The following is an 18,433-nucleotide window of genomic DNA, read 5'->3' as shown; positions in this document are numbered from 1 at the left end:
TAGTGGCGGTAGCCCAGGCCCGCGTTCAGGCTGGGGTCAATGTAGCGCTGCACGGTGGCCGGGCCGCCGATGGCACCGCCGCTGTTGACGACCATCGCCGTGCCACCTGCGTTGGAAAGCAGCGTCAGGCCCAAGGAGGCCGTGCTCAGGTCGCCGTTCAGCGTCAGCACGCGCTGAATCTCCAGTTCCCCGTTCAGGCTGGCGCCCGAGGCCCCGACCGTCAGGTTCCAGAGCGTAGTCCGGCTGGTGCCGCCAATAAGCTGGCGGTTCAGGCTGTCGCGCAATGACACCGTGCCGCCGGTGGCCACGAAGGTGCCGCTGTTGTCGAAGTCGCCGCGCAGCTCCAGCGTGCCGCCGCTCTGCGTCAGGGTGGCCCCGCTGGCCAGGGTCAGGTTTTTGGCGTAGGCCGTGCCGTTGGGCACTACCGGGAAGTTGGGTACGCCAGCCGGAATGCGGGCATCAATCCGCCGGCCGGGCATGCTGTTGGTCCAGTTGCCGTTGGCATACCAATTAGACGACACCGCACCGGTCCAGGTGGTGGCCGTTACAGGGGCATTGTACTGAATGCTGTATGGAGCCGCCGAGGCCACGTTGGACGTCCCGGCGGCGGTGATGGCTACGTTAGCCGGCACGCTTACCGTGGTGGGGGTGCCGGGCGTGGTAGGCGTCACGGTGAAGGAGTACGTGGTGCCCGAGCCCGAGAAGCTGCCGCTGGTCACGGCGCCGTTGGTCACGCTCACGGCGCCGGCTACAAAGCCCGTTACGCTCTGCGAGAAAGTGATGGTGAACGGAATGGGTGAGGTACCGGTAGTGCTGCCCGAGGCGCCCGCGGTAGAGCTGATAACGACAGTCGGGTTTACGGCGAAGGCTACGCCGTTACTGGTGCCACCCGGGGTGGTTACGGTCACGTTGCCGGTAGTGGCACCCGCGGGTACGAGGGCCGTGATGGTCGTGGCATTGACGACGGTGAAATTCGTGGCGGCTGCCCCCGTGAAGTTCACTGCCGAGGCATTGAGCAGGTTGGTGCCCGTCAGCGTGACGCTGGTGCCCACGGGTCCGTTGGTGGGGTTTATGCTGCTCAGCGCGGGCGCGGCAATGGTAGACGTGTTACGGAGCACGGCTATTCGTGCGTTGGTAAAGTCGCTGACGGCAATGTCGAGCAGACCGTCGTTGTTCACGTCGACCAGCACGACGCGGGCATTGAGGCCCCCGCCGGTGGCATAGTTGGTCTGGGTGGGAAAGGTACCGGTACCGGAGTTCACAAACACGCCTGCCGTTCCCGTACTGTTGCGCGATACGACAATGTCGAGCCTGCCGTCCCCGCTTACGTCACCCACGGCCACCCCTTCACCGAAGCCGCCGTTGTTGTAGGTCGTCACGGCCCCGAAGGTGCCGGGCGTAGTGGCCGAGTTCAGCAGCACGCCAAACAACGACGAGGCCTGGTGGTTGACCACAATGTCGAGGCGGCCATCCCCGTTCACGTCGCCAAGGACCATGCCCAGGGGGCCGGAGCCGCCGCTCAGATACGATGTGGCCGCGCCGAAGGTGCCCGGGGTGGTGGCCGAGTTCAGCAGCACGCTCACGTTGGCACTTTGGAAGTTGCTGGTCACGATGTCGAGGCGGCCATCCCCATTCACGTCGCCCAAACGCACACCATACACCTGATTGCCCGCGGTGTACTGCACGGCCGCGCCGAAAGTGCCGGGCGTGGTGGCTGAGTTCAGCAGCACGCCCACGGTGCCGCCGTTCTGGTGGGCCGCTACAATGTCGAGGCGGCCGTCCCCGTTCACGTCCCCCAGGGAAACGTTGACCGGACCCGCGCCGCCGGTTGAGTAGGTAATGGCAGCGGAAGGAAACGTGCCGTTGCCCGGATTCAGCAGCACGCCCACGGTGTTATCGTTGATGTTGCCGGCCACGATGTCGGGGCGGCCGTCCCCGTTCACGTCGCCAATGGCGCTGCCGGCCGAGTTGCTGCCCCCGGAGTTGTAAGTGGTGGCCGAGGCCGGGAAGGTGCCCGCCGCGGCCGGAGCCACGGCATTCAGCAGCACGCCCACTCCGGCAGTGCTGCTGTTAAAGTTATTAAGTACAATGTCAGCCCGACCGTCGCCGTTCAGGTCGCCGGCCGTAATGCCGATGGGGCTCACTCCCGAGGAGTTGTAGTAGGCCGGTGCCGCAAAAGTCCCCTGGGCCAGGGTTGGGGTCGTAGCGGTGCCGAGCCCGAACAAGAGCGCAGCCAGCGTGTGGCCGGGCCGCACAGTAATAAGATGGCGGACTAGCTGCCGTGGCAGCCGCCCAACGGGGTAGTTATGCATCATGGGAGCAATGAATAGGAGAATACCAATCCTGCGGTTTTGCAGGACAGCAAAGCTCGCCTATTATTTCTTCCCTGCAGCTAATTTGAACTCCTTTATTTTCTATTTTCCATTAATCTTACCATACCCCAGGCTAGCAAGGATTTTTCGGCCCCGGCCAGAGCCCAACGAGGCTAGCAAGCATGTCTGATAATAGTATAAAGCACCGAGCCGGCCGGAAGCAAATCGTGGCCTGCTAGGTACTTGCGCCCGTTTCGGCCGCGCGCACCTGCCCGTCAGGGCCGGAAAAAACTCCAAACTGCTGGGCGTGCATCTTTGCATTGGGGCCCACGCCCATAGCCACCCCTCCCCTTTCTTCCCAAGTAATTGCTCTAGCGGTACAAATCCGTGGCTGCTCCGGCAGTATTCAGCGCCGGCGCCTAGATAGAGCCCGCAGCGCACCGCGTCCACTGCGGGAAATTTTCTACCTCAGCAAAGCTTGGTAGCGGGCCGAGTTGGTGGGGTCCACTTCCGACATCATGGTCACGACCTGCTTTTTTTGCTCGGCGTCCGGGGCAGTGCGGAAGATATCGGTGATTTCCTGGGCCTTGGCCGTGAAGAAGGAACGCGCCAGCAGCGTGCCCGGCCGCCGGATGGCTGCTTGCTGCACGCCCTGCAGGGCCGTGAAAATGCTGGTGCGGGCATCCACGGGCTTCTCAATGAACACGTCGAGTCCCTGGCGGTAGTAGGCGTAGCTGCCCGAGCGCAGGGCTTCGAGCTGGGGGTCCTGCAGGTTGTTGAGCAGCCAGTAGCGGTTGTTGGCCTCGGTGTCGTTCCAGCCCTTGTCGGCCTCGTTGGTGCTGCTGCTCTGGGCCGAGGCGTTGTTGAGAATGTTGCGGGCCCGGTCGAAGTACGGGGAGCCGCCCAGGCGCGAGAAGCTGTCCTGGTCCATGCCGATGATGATGTAGGCGTAGAAGCTCAGCAAGGACGAGAGGTTGCCGACGTAGGCATTCTCGGAGTAATCGATGGGCGTCTGCGGATTGTACTTGAACACCCAGCTTTTGTCGGCGAAGGTCATCAGGTTGGTTTCGTAGCCCGTGCCGTAGACCGGCCGCGTAGTTACAATCCGAGCCGTAGCCTCGTAGGAGCCGTTTTCGGGAATCTTGTTGATGCCCACAAACAGGCGGCAGTTGATTCGCTCGTCGGGCCGGTAGGTCTGACTGGTGAAGGCCCGGTTGTTGAGAAACGTCTGCATGTCGTTCTGCATCTGCTGGAGCAGCTGCCGGTCGGTGATGGGCACGTTCTCGGCCGTCACCTGCACCAGCGCCTTGAGCTCCTGGGCCCGGCCCGGGTGGGCGGCCAGGGAGCAGATGAACAGCAGCGGAATCAGAAGTTTACGCATCACGGCGGGGCAAACGGGCTAAGACGGTTCGGACAATATCGTGGGCCACTTCGGCCTTGGGCTTCAACTCAAAGATAGTCATTTGGCCCCCGGCTTCCAGCAAGGTCACTTTGTTGGTATCGTGGCGGAAGCCTGCACCCGGGTCGCGCAGGGAGTTGAGCACCACCAGATCAAAGTTCTTGCGGCGCAGCTTGTCCAGGGCGTGAGCTTGCTCGTTGTTTGTCTCCAACGCAAAACCCACCGAAAATTGTTCAGCCCGCTTCGTGCGGCCCAGCGTGGCGGCAATGTCGACGTTCTTGACCAGCTCCAGCGTGAGCGTGTCGCCGTCCTTTTTAATCTTGTTGGGGGCCACTTCCCGGGGCTTGTAGTCGGCCACGGCGGCGGCAAACACCCACACGTCGGCAGTGGGCGCGGCAGCGGCGGCGGCGGCGTACATCTGGTCGGCCGTTTCCACCCGGGTAGTCTGGATCCGGGCGTCGGCGGGGTCGGGAAGGTTCGTGGGCCCGCTGATGAGCGTGACGCTGGCGCCGGCCTCGGCAAAAGCCTCCGCCAGCGCGTAGCCCATTTTGCCGGTGCTGTGGTTGCCGATAAACCGGACCGGATCCAGGGGCTCGTAGGTGGGGCCGGCCGTGATGAGGACGCGCATGCTTCAGGGAGTAAAACGAATAAAAAACCGGCGGGACGAGCCTACCGCCGCCCGCCGGCCTTGCTTGTTACGCGGCAAAGAACCGCTCCAGCTCGGCCACGATGTCCTCGGGCTCGAGCATGCGGCCGGGCCCCGACAGGCCGCTGGCCAGCTCCCCGGCCGGCGACTCCAGCACGTGGTTGCCGAAGCGGCGCAGGCGGGCAAAGTTTTCCTGCACGGCCGGATGGGCGTACATATCGAGGTCCATGGCCGGGGCCAGAAACACCGGGCAGCGGGCCGACAGATACACGGCTTCGAGCAGGCTGGCGCAGTGGCCGTTGGCGAGCTGGGCCACCGTGTTGGCGCTGGCCGGAGCAATGACCAGCGCGTCGGCCCAGAGGCCCAGGTGCACGTGGTTGTGCCACTCGCCGGCGGCCTCGTCCTTGAGAAAACCCGTCAGCACGGGCTTTTTGGAGAGCGTACCCAGCGTCAGGGGCGTGACAAAGGCCGAGGCCGAGGCAGTCAGAATGACTTGCACCTCAGCCCCGGCCTTTACCAGTAGGCGAACCAGCATGGCGGACTTGTACGCGGCAATGCTGCCGCATACTCCCAGCAAAATCTTGCGGCCTTGCAGCGGCATCGCGCGGCGGCGTAAACTACTTACTCAGCTACGCGCGCGTTGCCAAGCTCGTCGAACTCCGAAGGCGTGTTGAAGTACACTTTGCCTTCCAGGAACTCCTCGATGGCGAGGTTCGTGGGCTTGGGCAGGCGCTCGTAGTGCTTGCTGATTTCGATTTGCTCGCGGTTTTCGAATACTTCCTCGAGGTTGTCGACCGTGGTGGCAAACTCGGCCAGCTTGCCGTTGAGCTCTTCCTTGAGCTTCACGGAAATCTGGTTGGCGCGCTTCGAGATGATGGCCAGAGACTCGTACACGTTGCCGGTTTCGGCGGCGAAGTCCGACATGTTGCGGGTCACGATGGAGGCGGATACGTTGTTCGGAGTTTTCATATGACTGAGTTGCTGTTTACAGTAGAACAGGGCGAAGCGGACGGTGCTGGTGCCCAAACACCCGGGCGGCTGCGAAGTTCGGCAGCAAAGTAACACATCCGCTGGCGGAAAATTTAGTTGGCGGCCGTGCCCGGGGTTTTGAGCTTGGCAATTTCTTCCTGGGCCGACACGTACATATTCTCGGCAGCCTTCAGGTTTTTGCTCTGCGGGTAGGTGTCGAGCAGGTACTGGTAGAAGGGAATCACCTCCCGGTAGCGCTCCAGCTGCTTTTCCGGTACGCTTTCCTTGGCCAGGCTGTACTGAGCGCTGAGTTTGAGGAAGGCCGCCTGCTCGTTGTAGGGCGAGGCCGGAAACTGCTGCTGAAACGAGGTGAAGGCCGTCACGGCCGACTGGTAGTAGCGAATCTGGTAGTAGAGGCGGGCACTTTCGTAGGCCTTGCTTTCCAGCTTCTTCTGCAGCTCCAACGACATGCTCTCGGCCTCGGGCCGAAACTTGCTTTCCGGAAACCGGTTCAGAAACTCCTGAATGGCCTCGATGGCCGTGTAGGTGTTGGTCTGGTCGAGCTCGAACTCCGGGGAGTCGCGGAACAGGGACTTGGCGTACAGAAACGCGGACTCTTCGGTATACACCGAGTTGGGGTACGTCTCGGAGAAGGCCTTGAAGTAGTAGGCACTCAGCACGTAGTTGCGCTGCTTGTAGTTCGTGTTGGCGAAGTAAAACTGGGCCTTTTCGGCTTCCGGGCGGCCTTTGAGCAGGGGCACCAGGTCCTCGAGTAGGGTGCCGGCCTTGAAAAAGTCGCCCTTTTCGTAGTACTGCACCGCGGCCTCGTACTTCTTGGTTACGTCGCCGCTCTTGAGCAGCTTTTGGTAACCCGTGCAGGAAGCCAGCAGCAACGTGCTCAGGAACAGAATAAAAATGGCGGGGCGAAAATGCAGCATAAGGGGCGCAAAGGTAACGGATTGCGAAGCCGAATCAAAGGTGGGCCGAAGCGGGACTACCGGGCCTTGGGCGCCGGGCGCGCCGGAGCAGGTTTGGCCGGGGCCGACTTCGAAGCTGGCGCGGCGCGCTTGACCACTTTGGGTTTGGCAGTCGTGGTCTTGGATTTTGGTTTGGCTTTCGGCTTGGGCTTGGCCTTCACCGGCAGGGCGAAGTGCTTGCCCAACACCAGGCGGCGGGTAGGCCGTTCCTTGGGGCGCCAGCTGAAATCCTTCAGGCGCCGGTCGTCGGCCTTGAGTTCGTGGGGCGGAATAAAGCTGGCGTCGGCGTTGGTGAGGTAGGAGATGGTCTGGAGCTTGTTGGCAGCGAAGCGCAGGGTCATGTTGGCGCTGACGGCGCGGTTCATGCCCGTCAGGGCCGTGTCCCCATCAAGAGCGAAGTAGAGGCTCTCGGCGTTGCCAAGCACGTTCACTTTTTTTATTTTGTTGTCCACGAAGTAGGCCACCATGTTGCGGCCCTTCACTTGGTTGTAGTTCAGCAGTGTGTCTTCGCCCGCAATAAAGGAGTTGGCGTACAGCCGCATCTGGTCAATCTTGCCCTTGCGCTGCCGCAGCTCCATGCTGTCGGCGGTGAGCTGGTTTTTATCGGCCCAGAGCACCGGCTTCTTGTTGAGGTAGATAATGGAGTCCTGCCGGTCGTAGGTGAGCGAGTCGCAACGGCCCTGCAGGTCCTTGCGGAAGATTTTCACCTTGGGAAAAGCGTACAGGATGCCGGCGGTGGTTTTGGGCCCGCGGTTTTCGACGCTGATGAGCGTGTCGGCGGCTAGGTAGAGCGTGTCGCCGTCGGAGATGTTGCGCATCACCGGGCTGCTGCCGTACACCTTGGTGCGCCCCAGCGCCCGCCAGTACTTGCCCACGTCGCCGCGCAGCACCACGTTGTCTTTCTTCGAGGTCATCGACACGTGCCCGGTGGCCACGCCGTACTGCCGCACCTCGTCGTACACGAGCTTGTCGCCGCCGAGCAGGTAGCTCGGGGTTTCAATCTTGGCGTTGCGCTGGAAGTTGGAAACCTTGGTAATGGTGTTGTAGGTCCCGTTTTCGGCGTAGATGCTGCCCTGCTTGCCCTTGATGCGCGTCGGCCCCAGGAAGTAGGCAATCTTGGCCACCGTGTTGTACTGGAGCGTGTCGGTGGTGATGTCGTTTTCCTTGGTCACCAAATGCACGTTGCGCTTGAAGCTGAACACCTTGCTGGTGGTGTTGTAGTAGCCGTACTGGCTGTCGAGCGTATTTTCGGGGTCCACGAGGTGGCCGCCGGTGCTGTAATACGCCAGATTCTTGCTCAAATCGTAGTCGAGCACCTGGGTGGTGAGCGTCATGCGCGGATCACGCATGGTCACGTTGCCGGTCATGCGGGCTTTGCGGGTGTCGCCGTCGTAGGTGCCCCGGTCGCCGGTGATGGTGATGGTGTCGTTGTCGACGATGCGCACGTTGCTGAACGCTTCGATGGCGTTGCGGTCGAGGTACTGGTAGGCCGAGTCGCAGTAGAGAAAGGTGTTTTCCTGCTTGAAGCTCACGTTGCCCAGCAGCTTGCGGATTTCGACGCCGTTGAACGTGCCGCCCACCAGCTCCCGGGTGCCGGGCAGCAGCTCGATGCGCTGCCCTTTCTGCGGGGGTGGCGTGGGCTTGGGCCGCTGCTGGGCAACCGTTACGAAGGGCAGCAGCAGGGCCGCCAGAACCAGAAAAAGTGACTTTATCGTGGGCATTTCAGCGCAAAGGTACGGAAGGCCCGCCGGTAACGCCCATCTTTGCATTGTAGTGCACCACACTAGCGTAAAATCCCCTCCCCCATGCTTGACCGCGTCCGCCAATACATTCAGGAAAACGAGCTTTTCACTTCCACCGACCAGCTGCTGGTAGCCGTCAGCGGCGGTATGGATTCGGTGGTGCTGGCCGACGTGCTGCACCGCCTCGAAGTGCCGTTTGCTATTGCCCACTGCCACTTCGGGTTGCGCGGCGAAGAGGCCGACGCCGACGAGGAGTTTGTGCGCAAGCTGGCCAAGAAGTACGAGGTGCCCTACTTCGCCGAGTTTTTCCAGACCAAGGCCTTTGCCGAGCAGGAAGGCATTTCGACCCAGATGGCGGCCCGCACCCTGCGCTACGAGTGGTTTGAGCGCCTGCGCCAGAGTCAGGGCCTCGATTATATTGCCACGGCTCACCACCAGCGCGACGCGGCCGAAACCATGCTGCTCAACCTCACCCACGGCACCGGCCTGGCCGGCCTGCACGGCATCCGGCCCAAACACGGCCGCGTGGTGCGCCCCCTGCTGGGCATGGGCAAGAGTGACCTCTACGACTACCTCGTGGAGCAGCACCTGATCTGGCGCGAGGACGCTTCCAACGACAGCACCCTCTACCAGCGCAACCGCCTGCGCCACGACGTGCTGCCCGTGCTGCGCGAAATAAATCCCAACCTCGACCAGACCCTGCAGATTACGGCCGAGCGGGTGGGCGGGGCCGAGGAAATCGTGCGCCGCTACGTGGCCGACACCGCCCACGCCGCCCAACACGAGGAAGGCGACGTGACGTACCTGAGCATTGCTTCGCTCCAGGCTACGGCCGCCACGGCGCTAGTGCTCCACGAGCTGCTGCGCCCGTTTAATTTTTCTTACCTGGTCGTGAAAGACATTGTGGCCGCCTTCAAGGCGCCAGCCGGCCGCCGGTTTGAGTCGCCGACCCACCTGCTGGTCAAGGACCGGGAGCAGCTCGTTATTACCCGTCGCAACCTGACCAAGTTTGGCACTCACCAGATTATGGCCGGGCAGGAAGTGCTCAAAATCGACGGGCTGCACCTGCGCCTGGAGCTGAGCGAGGCCGTCGGCTTCGACGTGCCCAAGGGCAAGGCCGTGGCCGCCCTAGACGCCGATAAGCTCAAGTTTCCGCTCACCGTGCGGCCCTGGCAGGAAGGCGACTGGTTTATGCCCATCGGCATGAAGGGCAAAAAGCTGCTCTCCGACTTTCTCATCGACCAGAAGGTGCCGCTCAACCTGAAAAGCAGCGTCTGGGTACTGGTGTCCGCCGACGGCAAGATTGCCTGGGTCGTCGGCTTCCGGCCCGACGAGCGGTTCAAGGTAACCGAGGAAGCGGCGCGGGTGCTGGTGGTAAAGCGCATGTAACCGAATAGCCCAGAACGTCGTGCTGCCCCCGCCAAGCCGGGCAGTTGCGTACCGTTCGGGGCTTTCCGGCAACGATGCCGGAAGTTGTGCTGGGCGGCTACGCCTTTTCGCTTACTTTTACGCCACCGAATACAAACCCTCATACTCAATCTTCCACCCGATGAAAGTAACCGTTGTTGGAGCTGGCAATGTGGGCGCTACCTGCGCCGATGTATTGGCCACCCGCGAAATTGCCAACGAAATCGTCCTCGTGGACATCAAGGAAGGCTTCGCTGAAGGCAAAGCTCTGGATATCTGGCAGAAAGCCCCCATTATCGGCTACGACTCCCGCACGGTGGGCGTCACCAACGACTACGCGCGCACGGCTGACTCCGACGTGGTGGTTATCACTTCGGGCCTGCCCCGCAAGCCCGGCATGAGCCGCGACGACCTGATTTCGACCAACGCCGGCATCGTGAAATCGGTGACCGAGCAGGTGGTGAAATACTCGCCCAACGCCATTATCATCATCGTGTCGAACCCGCTCGACGTGATGACCTACCAGGCGCACCTGACCTCGGGTCTGGACCGCACCAAGGTGTTCGGCATGGCCGGTATCCTCGACACGGCCCGCTACCGCGCCTTTTTGGCCGAGGCCCTCAACGTGAGCCCGAAAGATATTCAGGCAGTCCTGATGGGCGGCCACGGCGACACGATGGTGCCCCTGCCCCGCTACACCACCGTGGGCGGCATTCCCGTAACCGAGCTCATCGGCAAGGAAGAACTGGACGCCATTGTGCAGCGCACGGCCGTGGGTGGCGGTGAGCTGGTGAAGCTGATGGGCACCTCGGCCTGGTACGCTCCCGGCGCCGCCGCGGCTCAGATGGTAGAAGCCATTGTGCGCGACCAGCGCCGCGTGTTCCCCGTCTGCATCAAGCTCGAAGGCGAGTACGGCATCGACGGCGTGTACCTGGGCGCTCCGGTTATCCTGGGCAAAAACGGCATCGAGAAAGTCATTGAGCTCCAGCTCAACGACGAGGAGAAGGCTCTGCTGGAAACCTCGCGCGGCCACGTGAAAGAAGTGATGGAAGCTCTGGACAAGATGACGGCTAACGCCTAGCCTTTTTCCGGCTCCCTGCGAAAGGGCCGCTCTGCACAGCAGGGCGGCCCTTTTTATTTGTGGCTATTTTGGCTCAACACTCCTGGACATGCCTACTCTCACTGCCACCGCCGCTCAAGCTGCTCTTCACGCCCTGGCCCAGCCGGAACGGGCGGAACTGCTGGCTACGTTTTTCAAGACGGGTCCCGGTGAATACGGCGAAGGCGACCAGTTTCTGGGCCTGACCATGCCCCAGCAGCGCCTTGTGGCCCGGCAATTCCGGCAGCTGCCCGTGGCGGAGGTAGAAAAGCTGGTGCAAAGCCCCTGGCACGAGGTGCGCTCCGTCGGGCTGATTATCTGGACGCTGCAGTTTGCCAAAGCCGGCCCGGCCGACCGGCGCGCCATTTACGAGCGGTACTTAGCCAACCGGACCTTTATCAACAACTGGGACTTGGTCGACATCACTGCCCCGCACATCGTGGGCGGCTATCTACTGTCGCAGTCCGACCGTAGCCGGCTGGCCGAGCTGGCCGCCGAGCCCCACCTGTGGAGCCAGCGGATGGCCATGGTTGCCACGCTGGCCTTTATCCGCAAAGGACAGTTTGCCGACACGCTCGCGCTGGCCGAGCAGCTGCTGCCCCACTCCCACGACCTGATTCACAAGGCCGTGGGCTGGATGCTGCGCGAGGTAGGCAAGCGCAACGAAGAAGCCCTGGAAGAATTCTTGCACGACCACCGCGCCCGAATGCCCCGTACGGCCCTGCGCTACGCCATTGAGCGGCTGCCCCCGGCCCGGCGGCAACTACATATGCAACGGTAAAGAAAAAGGCCCACCGGACGAATCCAGTGGGCCTTTTCTCCGGGCTATTGCGCCCACCTATTTTTGGCTGGCTTTAAACAGCTTCTGCTTTTCCTCCTTCGACAGACTCTCGTAGCCGGAGCGGGAAATCTTGTCTAGGATGCCATCGATTTCTTCCTGTTCGGGTTTGATGGAGGCGCTTTTGCGGGCGGCGTTGGGTGCCTCGGCGGCCCGGCTGCGGTGGGTTACGCGCAGGTTGGGGCGCCCCGAGAGCAGGTTGCCGATCCAGTCGCCGATGGCCTGCACGGGCCGGCCCAGGTCGTGGCCGGCGTGGAGCTGCTTAATGAAGACAAAGCCCAGCAGCGCGCCCCCAAGGTGGGCAATTTCGCCGCCCGGATTACCGCCGTTGATGCCCGCAATGGACACCAGCACGACCACGGCCGCAATGTACTTGATGCGCACCGGCCCGATCAGGATGATGCTAAACGTGTAGTCGGGCAGCAGCGTGGCGGCGGCCACGATGATGGCCATCACGCTGGCCGAGGCCCCGTAGAGAATGGCCGGCGCGGCCCGGAAGGCGGGAATAAAGTTAAAGGCCAGCACGTAGAAGGCCGCCCCGACCAGCGCCCCGAGCACGTAGAGGCTCACCAGGCGCCGGTCGCCGAGATATTCGCGCACCAGGGAGCCAAACCAGTACAGGTTCAGCAGGTTGAACAGGATGTGGAAGAAATCGAAGTGGATGAAGCTGTAGGTCAGCAGCGTCCAGGGGCGGGTGAGCAGGGTGCGCGGCACCGAGGGCACGGCCAGCCACTCCAGAATGGGCAGGTGGGCGTTGCGGTCCTGGGTGGCCAGAAACAGCGCCGTGCGCAGCAGAATAAAGCCCACAAACACCAGGACGTTGAGCAGCAGCAGCTGGTTCAGGGCGTTGTCGCGGCGGCTGAAGGCGGTGCGGATATCGTTTACAATACTCATGCGGCAGAAACTCAGTAGAAACGGGCGCGGCCTCGCTCCCAGATTTTCAACAGAACAAACCCAATCAACATTCCGCCCAGGTGGGCGAAGTGCGCCACATTGTCGCCCGGCGTCCGGTGTACGCCGCTGTAGAGCTCATACAGCGCGTAAAGCGCCACGAAGTACTTGGCCTTGATAGGAAAGGGGAAGAAGAGCAGCATCAGCTCGGTGTTCGGAAACAGGTAGGCAAAGGCGAACAGCACCCCGAACAACGCCCCCGAAGCCCCCAGCATGGGCGAATTCAGACTGCTGGCGTACATATCCTGAATGGAAGTCAGCGCCCCCTGTATCAGCTGCTGGTCGTCGGGGGTTTTGTGCAGCTGCTGCACCACCGGCGTGAAGGCGTCTTTATATTCGGCCATGTTGTGCTCCACAAAGTCGAGCAGGTTTACGTCCGTCGGGCTTTGCCGAAACGCCTCGATATCCTGGCGCATGCGGTTAATCTCGTAGTAGCGCACCCCCGAATACAGCACCCCTGCCCCAATGCCGCACACCAGCCAGAAGGTCAGAAACCGATTGCCGCCCCAGCGCTGCTCCAGCAAAGGGCCGAAGGAAATCAGGCCGAACATGTTGGAGAAGATGTGGCCGATGCCGCCGTGCATAAACATGTAGGTCACGAACTGCCAGGGCTGGAAGTAGTCCGAGCCCACGGGGTATAGGGCCAGGAAATTCATCCGGCTGGCCAGTTGGGTTTGCAGCAGAAAGACGCCGATGTTAATAAAGAGCAGCGTCCGAACCGTGGGAGTCAGATTGAACATGGAATGCAAGGTAGCGCGAATCGGGAGTCCGCGTGAGGGAAGCCGCGACCGAAGCCGCCGCCGTTAGTACGCAAACTCCGCCCGGGCGCTAGGGTTTGCGGAAAAATTCCTGCAGCTGCCCCAGCTCCAGCAGCACCAGCGTGCGGCGGCCGTCGGGGGTGTAGCTGGGCACGGCGCAGGCAAAGAGCCGGTCGACGAGGGCTGCCATTTCCTGGTCGGAGAGGCGGGCGTTGTCGCTGCTGCCGGCCACGCGGCGGGCCAGGGCCCGGGCCACCTTCTCGCGCCGGTCGAGGCGGACGGGGCCGGCGTGGGTCCGAAACTGCTCAATCAGGCCTTCGAGCAGCTCCTTTTCGTGGCGGTTAGGCACGTCGGCGGGCAGGCCTTCCACGGCAATGGTGTTGGGCCCGAATTCGGAGAAGCGGAAGCCCAGCGCGTGCAGGTCGTCGGCTACTTCGCGCAGCACGGCGAAGTCCTGGGGCGAGAAGGTGACCGTGCGCGGAAACAGCAGCGTCTGGGCGCCGGCCGTTTCCCGCTCCAGGCTTTGGGCGTACTGCTCGTAGAGAATCCTTTCCCGGGCCGCCACCTGGTCAATCAGCATCACGCCCGACTTCACCGGCACCAGCAGGTACTGCTGATTGACCTGCACCACCCGGTTGCCGGGGCCGCCGGCCGTTTCGCGCAGGGGCAGTTCGGGCGCTGCAGGAGCCGGCACCGGGTCCGCAGCGGGCACCGTCGGAGCCGCCGGGGCCGCGGGCGCGTCGCCGAAGTCCGGCACCCGGACCGGGCCGGCCGGCAGATCCGGCACCACGGTTTGGCCCAGGGAGCGGTAGAAATCCTCCAGCTCCCGCTTGGCCTGCTCGGTGGGCCGGGCCGGCGCGGCGCGGTCGGCCGAAGCCTGGCGCGGGTGCTGGTCGTCCTTGCCCTTGGGGGCGGCGGCGCGGGCCGCGGCCGAAGCCAGCGCGTCGGGGCGGTAGTCGTCGGCGAAGGAGTTGCTGCCCGGCGTGGACCGCAGGGGCTGAATGGGCGCAAAGTTCACGTCGCCCTCAAAGTCCAGCGAGGGCGCCATGTTGTGAATGCCCAGACTCTGCTTCACGGCGGCCCGCACGATGGCGTACACGGTTTTCTCGTCCTCGAACTTGATTTCCGTCTTGGTGGGGTGCACGTTGATGTCGATGGCCTTGGGGTCCAGCTCCAAAAACAGCACGTAGAACGGGTGCGTGTCGCGGGGCAAGAGGCCTTCATAGGCGGCCAGCACGGCGTGGTTGAGGTAGGCCGAGCGGATAAAGCGGTTGTTGACGAAGAAAAACTGGTCGCCCCTACTCTTCTTGGCCGACTCCGGCTTGCCGATAAAGCCCTTGACGGTGATAAAGGGCGTGACTTCCTCGCAGGCCGCCAGCTGCTCCTTGTAGCCGTTGCCGAGCAGGGCCACGATGCGCTGGCTGAGGCGGCCGGCGGGCAGGTTGAAGACTTCGAGGTCGTTTTGGTAGAGCGAAAACGCAATCTGCGGGTTGGCCAGGGCCACGTGCTGGAACTCGTCCAGGATGTGGCGCATTTCCACCGCGTTGGTTTTCAAAAAGTTGCGTCGAGCCGGCACGTTGTAGAACAAGTTCTTGACAGCAATGCTAGTGCCGTCGGGGCAGGCCACGGGCTGCTGACTCATCACCTGGGAGCCCTCAATAAGCAGCAGCGTGCCCGTGTCTTGGTCCCGGGTTTTGGTGCGCAGCTCCACCTGGGCCACGGCCGCAATGGAGGCCAGGGCCTCGCCGCGGAAGCCCAGGGTGCGGATGCGGAACAAATCCTCGGTGGAACGAATCTTGCTCGTGGCGTGTCGCTCCAGACTCATGCGCGCGTCGGTGGGGCTCATGCCCGAGCCGTTATCGACGATTTGCACGAGCTGTTTGCCCGCGTCCTTGACGATAAGCTGAACTTGGGTGGCGCCCGCGTCCACGGCGTTTTCGAGTAGCTCCTTCACTACCGACGCCGGGCGCTGCACCACCTCGCCCGCGGCAATCTGATTGGCCAGATACTCGGGCAGCAACTGAATTACATCCGCCATCGGCCACTGAACTGAAGTTGAGTATGAAGAGGTTAGCCGCGCTAAAATTGACCTTTCGCTCCCTAACAGAGCACCGCCTCAGGAATTTATCCGTAAGTTTGCGGCCAACTTTAGTGTGCGCAGTGCCGGACGAAATTCCAATCCGGCACGTTAGGAGGTGAGAAAGCAGGGGGCTGAAGGCCAGCAAAACAGGCCGCTCCCGGGCTGAAAAACCTCCTCTCGGGGGACACAAAAGTAGGGCTATTTCCGCTCTCATTCAACTTTACGACGCTACCAAGAGAGCCGATGCTCAAGGATTTTCGGATTAGACTTTTACTGCTCCTTTTGGCCGTTACAGGTCTGATCATCACGTCGGCGGCGCCCCGGGACCTGGGCAGCCGGCCGATGTCGTTGGCCGAGCAGACCTGGGTCGACAGCGTGTTCAGCTCCCTGACCCCCGACCAGCGCCTGGGTCAGCTGTTTATGGTGGCGGCCTATTCCAACAAGGATAAAAAGCACGTCCAACGCATGGATGAGCTCGTGCGCACCTATGGCGTGGGCGGGTTGATGTTTCTGCAGGGCGGCCCCAAGCGCCAGGCCATTCTGACCAACCGCTACCAGGCCGAGGCCAAGGTGCCGCTGCTGATTGCCATGGACGCCGAATGGGGCCTGGATATGCGCCTCGACTCCAGCATGCACTTCGCCAAGCAGATGACGCTCGGCGCCATGGACGACGAGCAGTACGTGTACCAGATGGGCCGCGAAATTGCCCTCAAGCTCAAAACGCTCGGCGTGCACGTGAGCTTCTCTCCCGTTATCGACGTCAACTCCAATCCTGACAACCCGGTTATCGGCAACCGCTCGTTCGGGGAAAACAAGGAGCAGGTAGCCCGCCGGGGCGTATCCTACATCCGCGGGCTGCAGGACCATGGCATTATGGCCGTAGTGAAGCACTTTCCCGGCCACGGCGACACCGACACCGATTCCCACGTGGCCTTGCCGGTTATCAACTCCGACCTGGCCCGCCTGACCAACGTGGATCTGTACCCGTTTCAGAAGTCCTTTGAGGCTGGCGTGATGGGCGTGATGGTAGGCCACCTCTACATGCCCCTGTTCGATACCGTGCGGTCCGTGTCGGCTACCATCTCCAAGAACCTGGTAACGGGGTTGCTCAAGGAGAAAATGGCCTACAAGGGGCTGGTTTTCACCGATGCGCTGAACATGAAGAGCGTCACGAACCTCTACAAGCCCGGGGAGCTGGACGCGCTGGCTCTGCTGGCCGGCAACGACGTGCTGCTGTTTTCGGAAGATGTGCCCCTGGGTTTGCAGCGCATCCGCGAAGCCGTGGCGGCGGGCAAGATTGCCCAGGAAGACGTTGACAACCGGGTGCGCAAGATCCTGCGGGCTAAGTTCTGGGCCGGCCTGAACCGCTACCAGCCCATCGATGTGCCCAACCTGGCGGCCAACCTGAGCCGGCCCCAGAGCCGCACGGTGCAGCAGCAGATTTATGAGCACGCCGTGACGGTGGTGAAAAACCAGGACGACATTCTGCCCTTCCACCGCCTCGATACGCTGCGCATTGCCTCCGTGACGGTGGGCACGGAAGCCGGCGGCACCTTCGCCACCATCATGAACAAATACCAGGGTGGCCCCGTGTACTCGGTGGCCAACCGCTACGCCCCGGACTCGACCTTCACCCGGATTGCGGGCCGCCTGGCGCCCTACAACGTGGTGGTAGTGAGCCTGCACGGCATGAATAACACGCCGACCCACAACTACGGTCTCGGCGACGGCGCCCTGAAGTTTATCAAGCAGCTCCAGGCCAACCCCAAGCTCAAGACGGTGGTCGTGGCCATGGGCAACGCCTACGCGCTGAAATACCTGGAAGACGCCCGCACGCTGGTCTGCGGTTACGAGGACAACTACGCTTCCCAGCTGGTGGTGCCGCAGGTGCTGTTCGGTGCCCTGCCGGCCAAGGGGCAGCTGCCCGTCACGGTGTCGGCCGATCTGAAGGCGGGCCTGGGCCTGCCCACGCCGGACTTCCACCGCCTGCGCTACGCCACGCCGGAAAGCGAGGGTCTGGACTCGAAAATTCTGGCCCAGATCGACAACAGTGCCCTGGAGTCGGTGGCCTACGCGGCGGCGCCGGGCTGCCAGGTGTTGGTGGCCAAGGACGGCGCCGTGGTATTTGACAAGAGCTACGGCTACTGCACCTACGACAAGTCGCGCCCGGTGGAAACCTCCACGCTGTACGACTTGGCCTCGGTGACGAAGGTGGCCGGCACGCTCCAGGCCGTGATGTACCTTAAGGACCAGGGCAAGCTCAACCTCGACGCCAAGGTGGCCGACTACCTGCCCGAGCTGCGCACGTCCAACAAGAAGGACATGACCGTGCGCGACGTGCTGCTGCACCAGGCCGGCCTCAAGCCCGGCATCCCAACCTGGGAGCGGACCGTAACCAAAACCGGCCTCAAGCCCGCTTTCTACGCCAGCACCCGCTCCGAGGAGTATCCCAACGAGGTCGTACCCGGCACGTTCAGCACCAAGGCCGTGAACGACTCGGTCTGGACCTGGATTGTGCGCAGCAGCATGCTTCCCAAGATCAAGGGTAAGTACCCGGTCGAGTACAGCGACCTGAGCTTCATGATTCTGAAGCGCATGAGCGAAAAGCTGCTCGACCAGCCTATCGACGAGTTTCTGCAGAAGACTTTCTACGCGCCGCTGGGCCTGGCTTCGATGACCTACAACCCGCTGGAGCGCTTCCCCAAGGCCTGCGTGGCGCCCACCGAAAACGACACCTACTTCCGCAAGGCCCAGATTCAGGGTACCGTGCACGACCAAACCGCGGCTTTGCTGGGGGGCGTGGCCGGGCACGCGGGGCTCTTTGCCAATGCCAACGACCTGGCGGTGCTGATGCAGATGGATTTGCAAAACGGCCGCTACGGTGGGCAGCGCTACTTCCAGACGCCGGTAGTGACTGAGTTTGCCCGGGCGCAGTCGGCCGGCAACCGGCGCGGGCTGGGCTGGGATCACGGCAACCCCGAGAAGCCCGAGGGCCCGACGTCGAATTTGTCGCCGGCCAGTACCTTTGGGCACACGGGCTTCACCGGCACCTGCGTGTGGATGGACCCCGAAAACAAAATCCTCTACATCTTTCTTTCCAATCGGGTGTACCCCGACGGCGGCAACAACAAGCTGCGTCAGTACAACATCCGCACCCGCATCCACGACGTCATTTACAAGTCTCTGGTCAAGTCATGATTTGTTGCTGTAACGCTTCTTCAGCTTTCTGACCGGCACTAATTGGCGGCTGGGCAT

Annotated in this window: 14 protein-coding genes; 4 read left to right on the top strand and 10 right to left on the bottom strand. The window is 62.4% G+C overall.

What is annotated here, in order from left to right; genetic code table 11:
• The 7 genes from EWM57_RS18445 to EWM57_RS18415 form a co-directional block, all read right to left on the bottom strand.
• Positions 1-2,315 (bottom strand): beta strand repeat-containing protein (locus EWM57_RS18445; protein ID WP_129922786.1); only part of this gene is annotated, 2,315 nt, incomplete at its 3' end.
• 460 nt (positions 2,316-2,775) lie between these two features.
• Positions 2,776-3,693 carry a type IX secretion system protein PorD gene (gene porD, locus EWM57_RS18440; RefSeq protein WP_129922785.1) on the bottom strand — a complete coding sequence of 306 codons (918 nt, stop codon included), beginning with the start codon at positions 3,691-3,693 and terminating at the stop codon, positions 2,776-2,778.
• Positions 3,686-4,339: a phosphopantothenoylcysteine decarboxylase domain-containing protein gene (locus tag EWM57_RS18435; protein ID WP_129922784.1), complete on the bottom strand. Its 654-nt coding sequence runs from the start codon at positions 4,337-4,339 to the stop codon at positions 3,686-3,688. Before EWM57_RS18435 ends, porD begins: the two co-directional genes overlap by 8 nt.
• Positions 4,340-4,406: 67 nt before the next feature.
• The gene (locus EWM57_RS18430) at positions 4,407-4,892 is read right to left on the bottom strand and encodes a flavoprotein (RefSeq protein ID WP_242510139.1); all 486 of its coding nucleotides are present in this window, start codon (positions 4,890-4,892) and stop codon (positions 4,407-4,409) included.
• 86 nt (positions 4,893-4,978) lie between these two features.
• The gene (locus tag EWM57_RS18425; RefSeq protein ID WP_129922782.1) at positions 4,979-5,326 is read right to left on the bottom strand and encodes a DNA-directed RNA polymerase subunit omega; all 348 of its coding nucleotides are present in this window, start codon (positions 5,324-5,326) and stop codon (positions 4,979-4,981) included.
• Between the two features lie 113 nt (positions 5,327-5,439).
• Complete coding sequence (locus tag EWM57_RS18420; protein ID WP_129922781.1) at positions 5,440-6,264, bottom strand: outer membrane protein assembly factor BamD; 825 nt, start codon at positions 6,262-6,264, stop codon at positions 5,440-5,442.
• A gap of 56 nt (positions 6,265-6,320) precedes the next feature.
• Positions 6,321-8,024 (bottom strand): OstA-like protein, encoded by a 1,704-nt coding sequence (locus EWM57_RS18415; protein ID WP_165370569.1) that lies wholly within the window; start codon positions 8,022-8,024, stop codon positions 6,321-6,323.
• A gap of 84 nt (positions 8,025-8,108) precedes the next feature.
• On the opposite strand from EWM57_RS18415, the gene tilS reads away from it, so the two are divergent.
• From tilS to EWM57_RS18400, 3 genes are all read left to right on the top strand, one after another.
• On the top strand, positions 8,109-9,434 hold the full coding sequence (tilS, locus tag EWM57_RS18410) for a tRNA lysidine(34) synthetase TilS (protein ID WP_129922779.1): 1,326 nt from the start codon (positions 8,109-8,111) through the stop codon (positions 9,432-9,434).
• A gap of 160 nt (positions 9,435-9,594) precedes the next feature.
• Positions 9,595-10,533 (top strand): malate dehydrogenase, encoded by a 939-nt coding sequence (mdh, locus tag EWM57_RS18405; RefSeq protein ID WP_129922778.1) that lies wholly within the window; start codon positions 9,595-9,597, stop codon positions 10,531-10,533.
• Between the two features lie 88 nt (positions 10,534-10,621).
• Positions 10,622-11,332 (top strand): DNA alkylation repair protein, encoded by a 711-nt coding sequence (locus EWM57_RS18400; RefSeq protein ID WP_129922777.1) that lies wholly within the window; start codon positions 10,622-10,624, stop codon positions 11,330-11,332.
• A 57-nt stretch (positions 11,333-11,389) separates the two neighbouring features.
• On the opposite strand, the gene EWM57_RS18395 is transcribed toward EWM57_RS18400, so the two are convergent.
• The 3 genes from EWM57_RS18395 to mutL form a co-directional block, all read right to left on the bottom strand.
• Positions 11,390-12,283 (bottom strand): rhomboid family intramembrane serine protease, encoded by an 894-nt coding sequence (locus EWM57_RS18395; protein WP_129922775.1) that lies wholly within the window; start codon positions 12,281-12,283, stop codon positions 11,390-11,392.
• An 11-nt stretch (positions 12,284-12,294) separates the two neighbouring features.
• Positions 12,295-13,080, bottom strand: a complete 786-nt coding sequence (locus tag EWM57_RS18390) for a rhomboid family intramembrane serine protease (protein WP_129922773.1) — start codon at positions 13,078-13,080, stop codon at positions 12,295-12,297.
• Positions 13,081-13,168: 88 nt separating this feature from the next.
• Positions 13,169-15,136 carry a DNA mismatch repair endonuclease MutL gene (gene mutL, locus EWM57_RS18385; RefSeq protein ID WP_129922771.1) on the bottom strand — a complete coding sequence of 656 codons (1,968 nt, stop codon included), beginning with the start codon at positions 15,134-15,136 and terminating at the stop codon, positions 13,169-13,171.
• Between the two features lie 324 nt (positions 15,137-15,460).
• Here mutL and EWM57_RS18380 point away from each other — a divergent pair, with 324 nt between their 5' ends.
• Positions 15,461-18,376 (top strand): glycoside hydrolase family 3 N-terminal domain-containing protein, encoded by a 2,916-nt coding sequence (locus tag EWM57_RS18380; RefSeq protein ID WP_242510138.1) that lies wholly within the window; start codon positions 15,461-15,463, stop codon positions 18,374-18,376.
• Positions 18,377-18,433 lie beyond the last annotated feature (57 nt).

This window comes from Hymenobacter persicinus (assembly GCF_004167665.1).
GTDB classification, from domain to species: Bacteria; Bacteroidota; Bacteroidia; order Cytophagales; family Hymenobacteraceae; genus Hymenobacter; species Hymenobacter persicinus.
This window is presented reverse-complemented; position numbering and strand designations above follow the sequence as displayed.

Excerpts from the sequence above, each read along its gene's own strand:
- EWM57_RS18435 (WP_129922784.1), bottom strand. The coding sequence starts at position 4,339 with ATGCGCGTCCTCATCACGGCCGGCCCCACCTACGAGCCCCTGGATCCG.
- EWM57_RS18420 (WP_129922781.1), bottom strand. The coding sequence starts at position 6,264 with ATGCTGCATTTTCGCCCCGCCATTTTTATTCTGTTCCTGAGCACGTTG.
- EWM57_RS18390 (WP_129922773.1), bottom strand. The coding sequence starts at position 13,080 with ATGTTCAATCTGACTCCCACGGTTCGGACGCTGCTCTTTATTAACATC.
- EWM57_RS18425 (WP_129922782.1), bottom strand. The coding sequence starts at position 5,326 with ATGAAAACTCCGAACAACGTATCCGCCTCCATCGTGACCCGCAACATG.
- EWM57_RS18430 (WP_242510139.1), bottom strand. The coding sequence starts at position 4,892 with ATGCTGGTTCGCCTACTGGTAAAGGCCGGGGCTGAGGTGCAAGTCATT.
- porD (WP_129922785.1), bottom strand. The coding sequence starts at position 3,693 with ATGCGTAAACTTCTGATTCCGCTGCTGTTCATCTGCTCCCTGGCCGCC.
- EWM57_RS18415 (WP_165370569.1), bottom strand. The coding sequence starts at position 8,024 with ATGCCCACGATAAAGTCACTTTTTCTGGTTCTGGCGGCCCTGCTGCTG.
- tilS (WP_129922779.1), top strand. The coding sequence starts at position 8,109 with ATGCTTGACCGCGTCCGCCAATACATTCAGGAAAACGAGCTTTTCACT.
- mdh (WP_129922778.1), top strand. The coding sequence starts at position 9,595 with ATGAAAGTAACCGTTGTTGGAGCTGGCAATGTGGGCGCTACCTGCGCC.
- EWM57_RS18400 (WP_129922777.1), top strand. The coding sequence starts at position 10,622 with ATGCCTACTCTCACTGCCACCGCCGCTCAAGCTGCTCTTCACGCCCTG.
- mutL (WP_129922771.1), bottom strand. The coding sequence starts at position 15,136 with ATGGCGGATGTAATTCAGTTGCTGCCCGAGTATCTGGCCAATCAGATT.
- EWM57_RS18395 (WP_129922775.1), bottom strand. The coding sequence starts at position 12,283 with ATGAGTATTGTAAACGATATCCGCACCGCCTTCAGCCGCCGCGACAAC.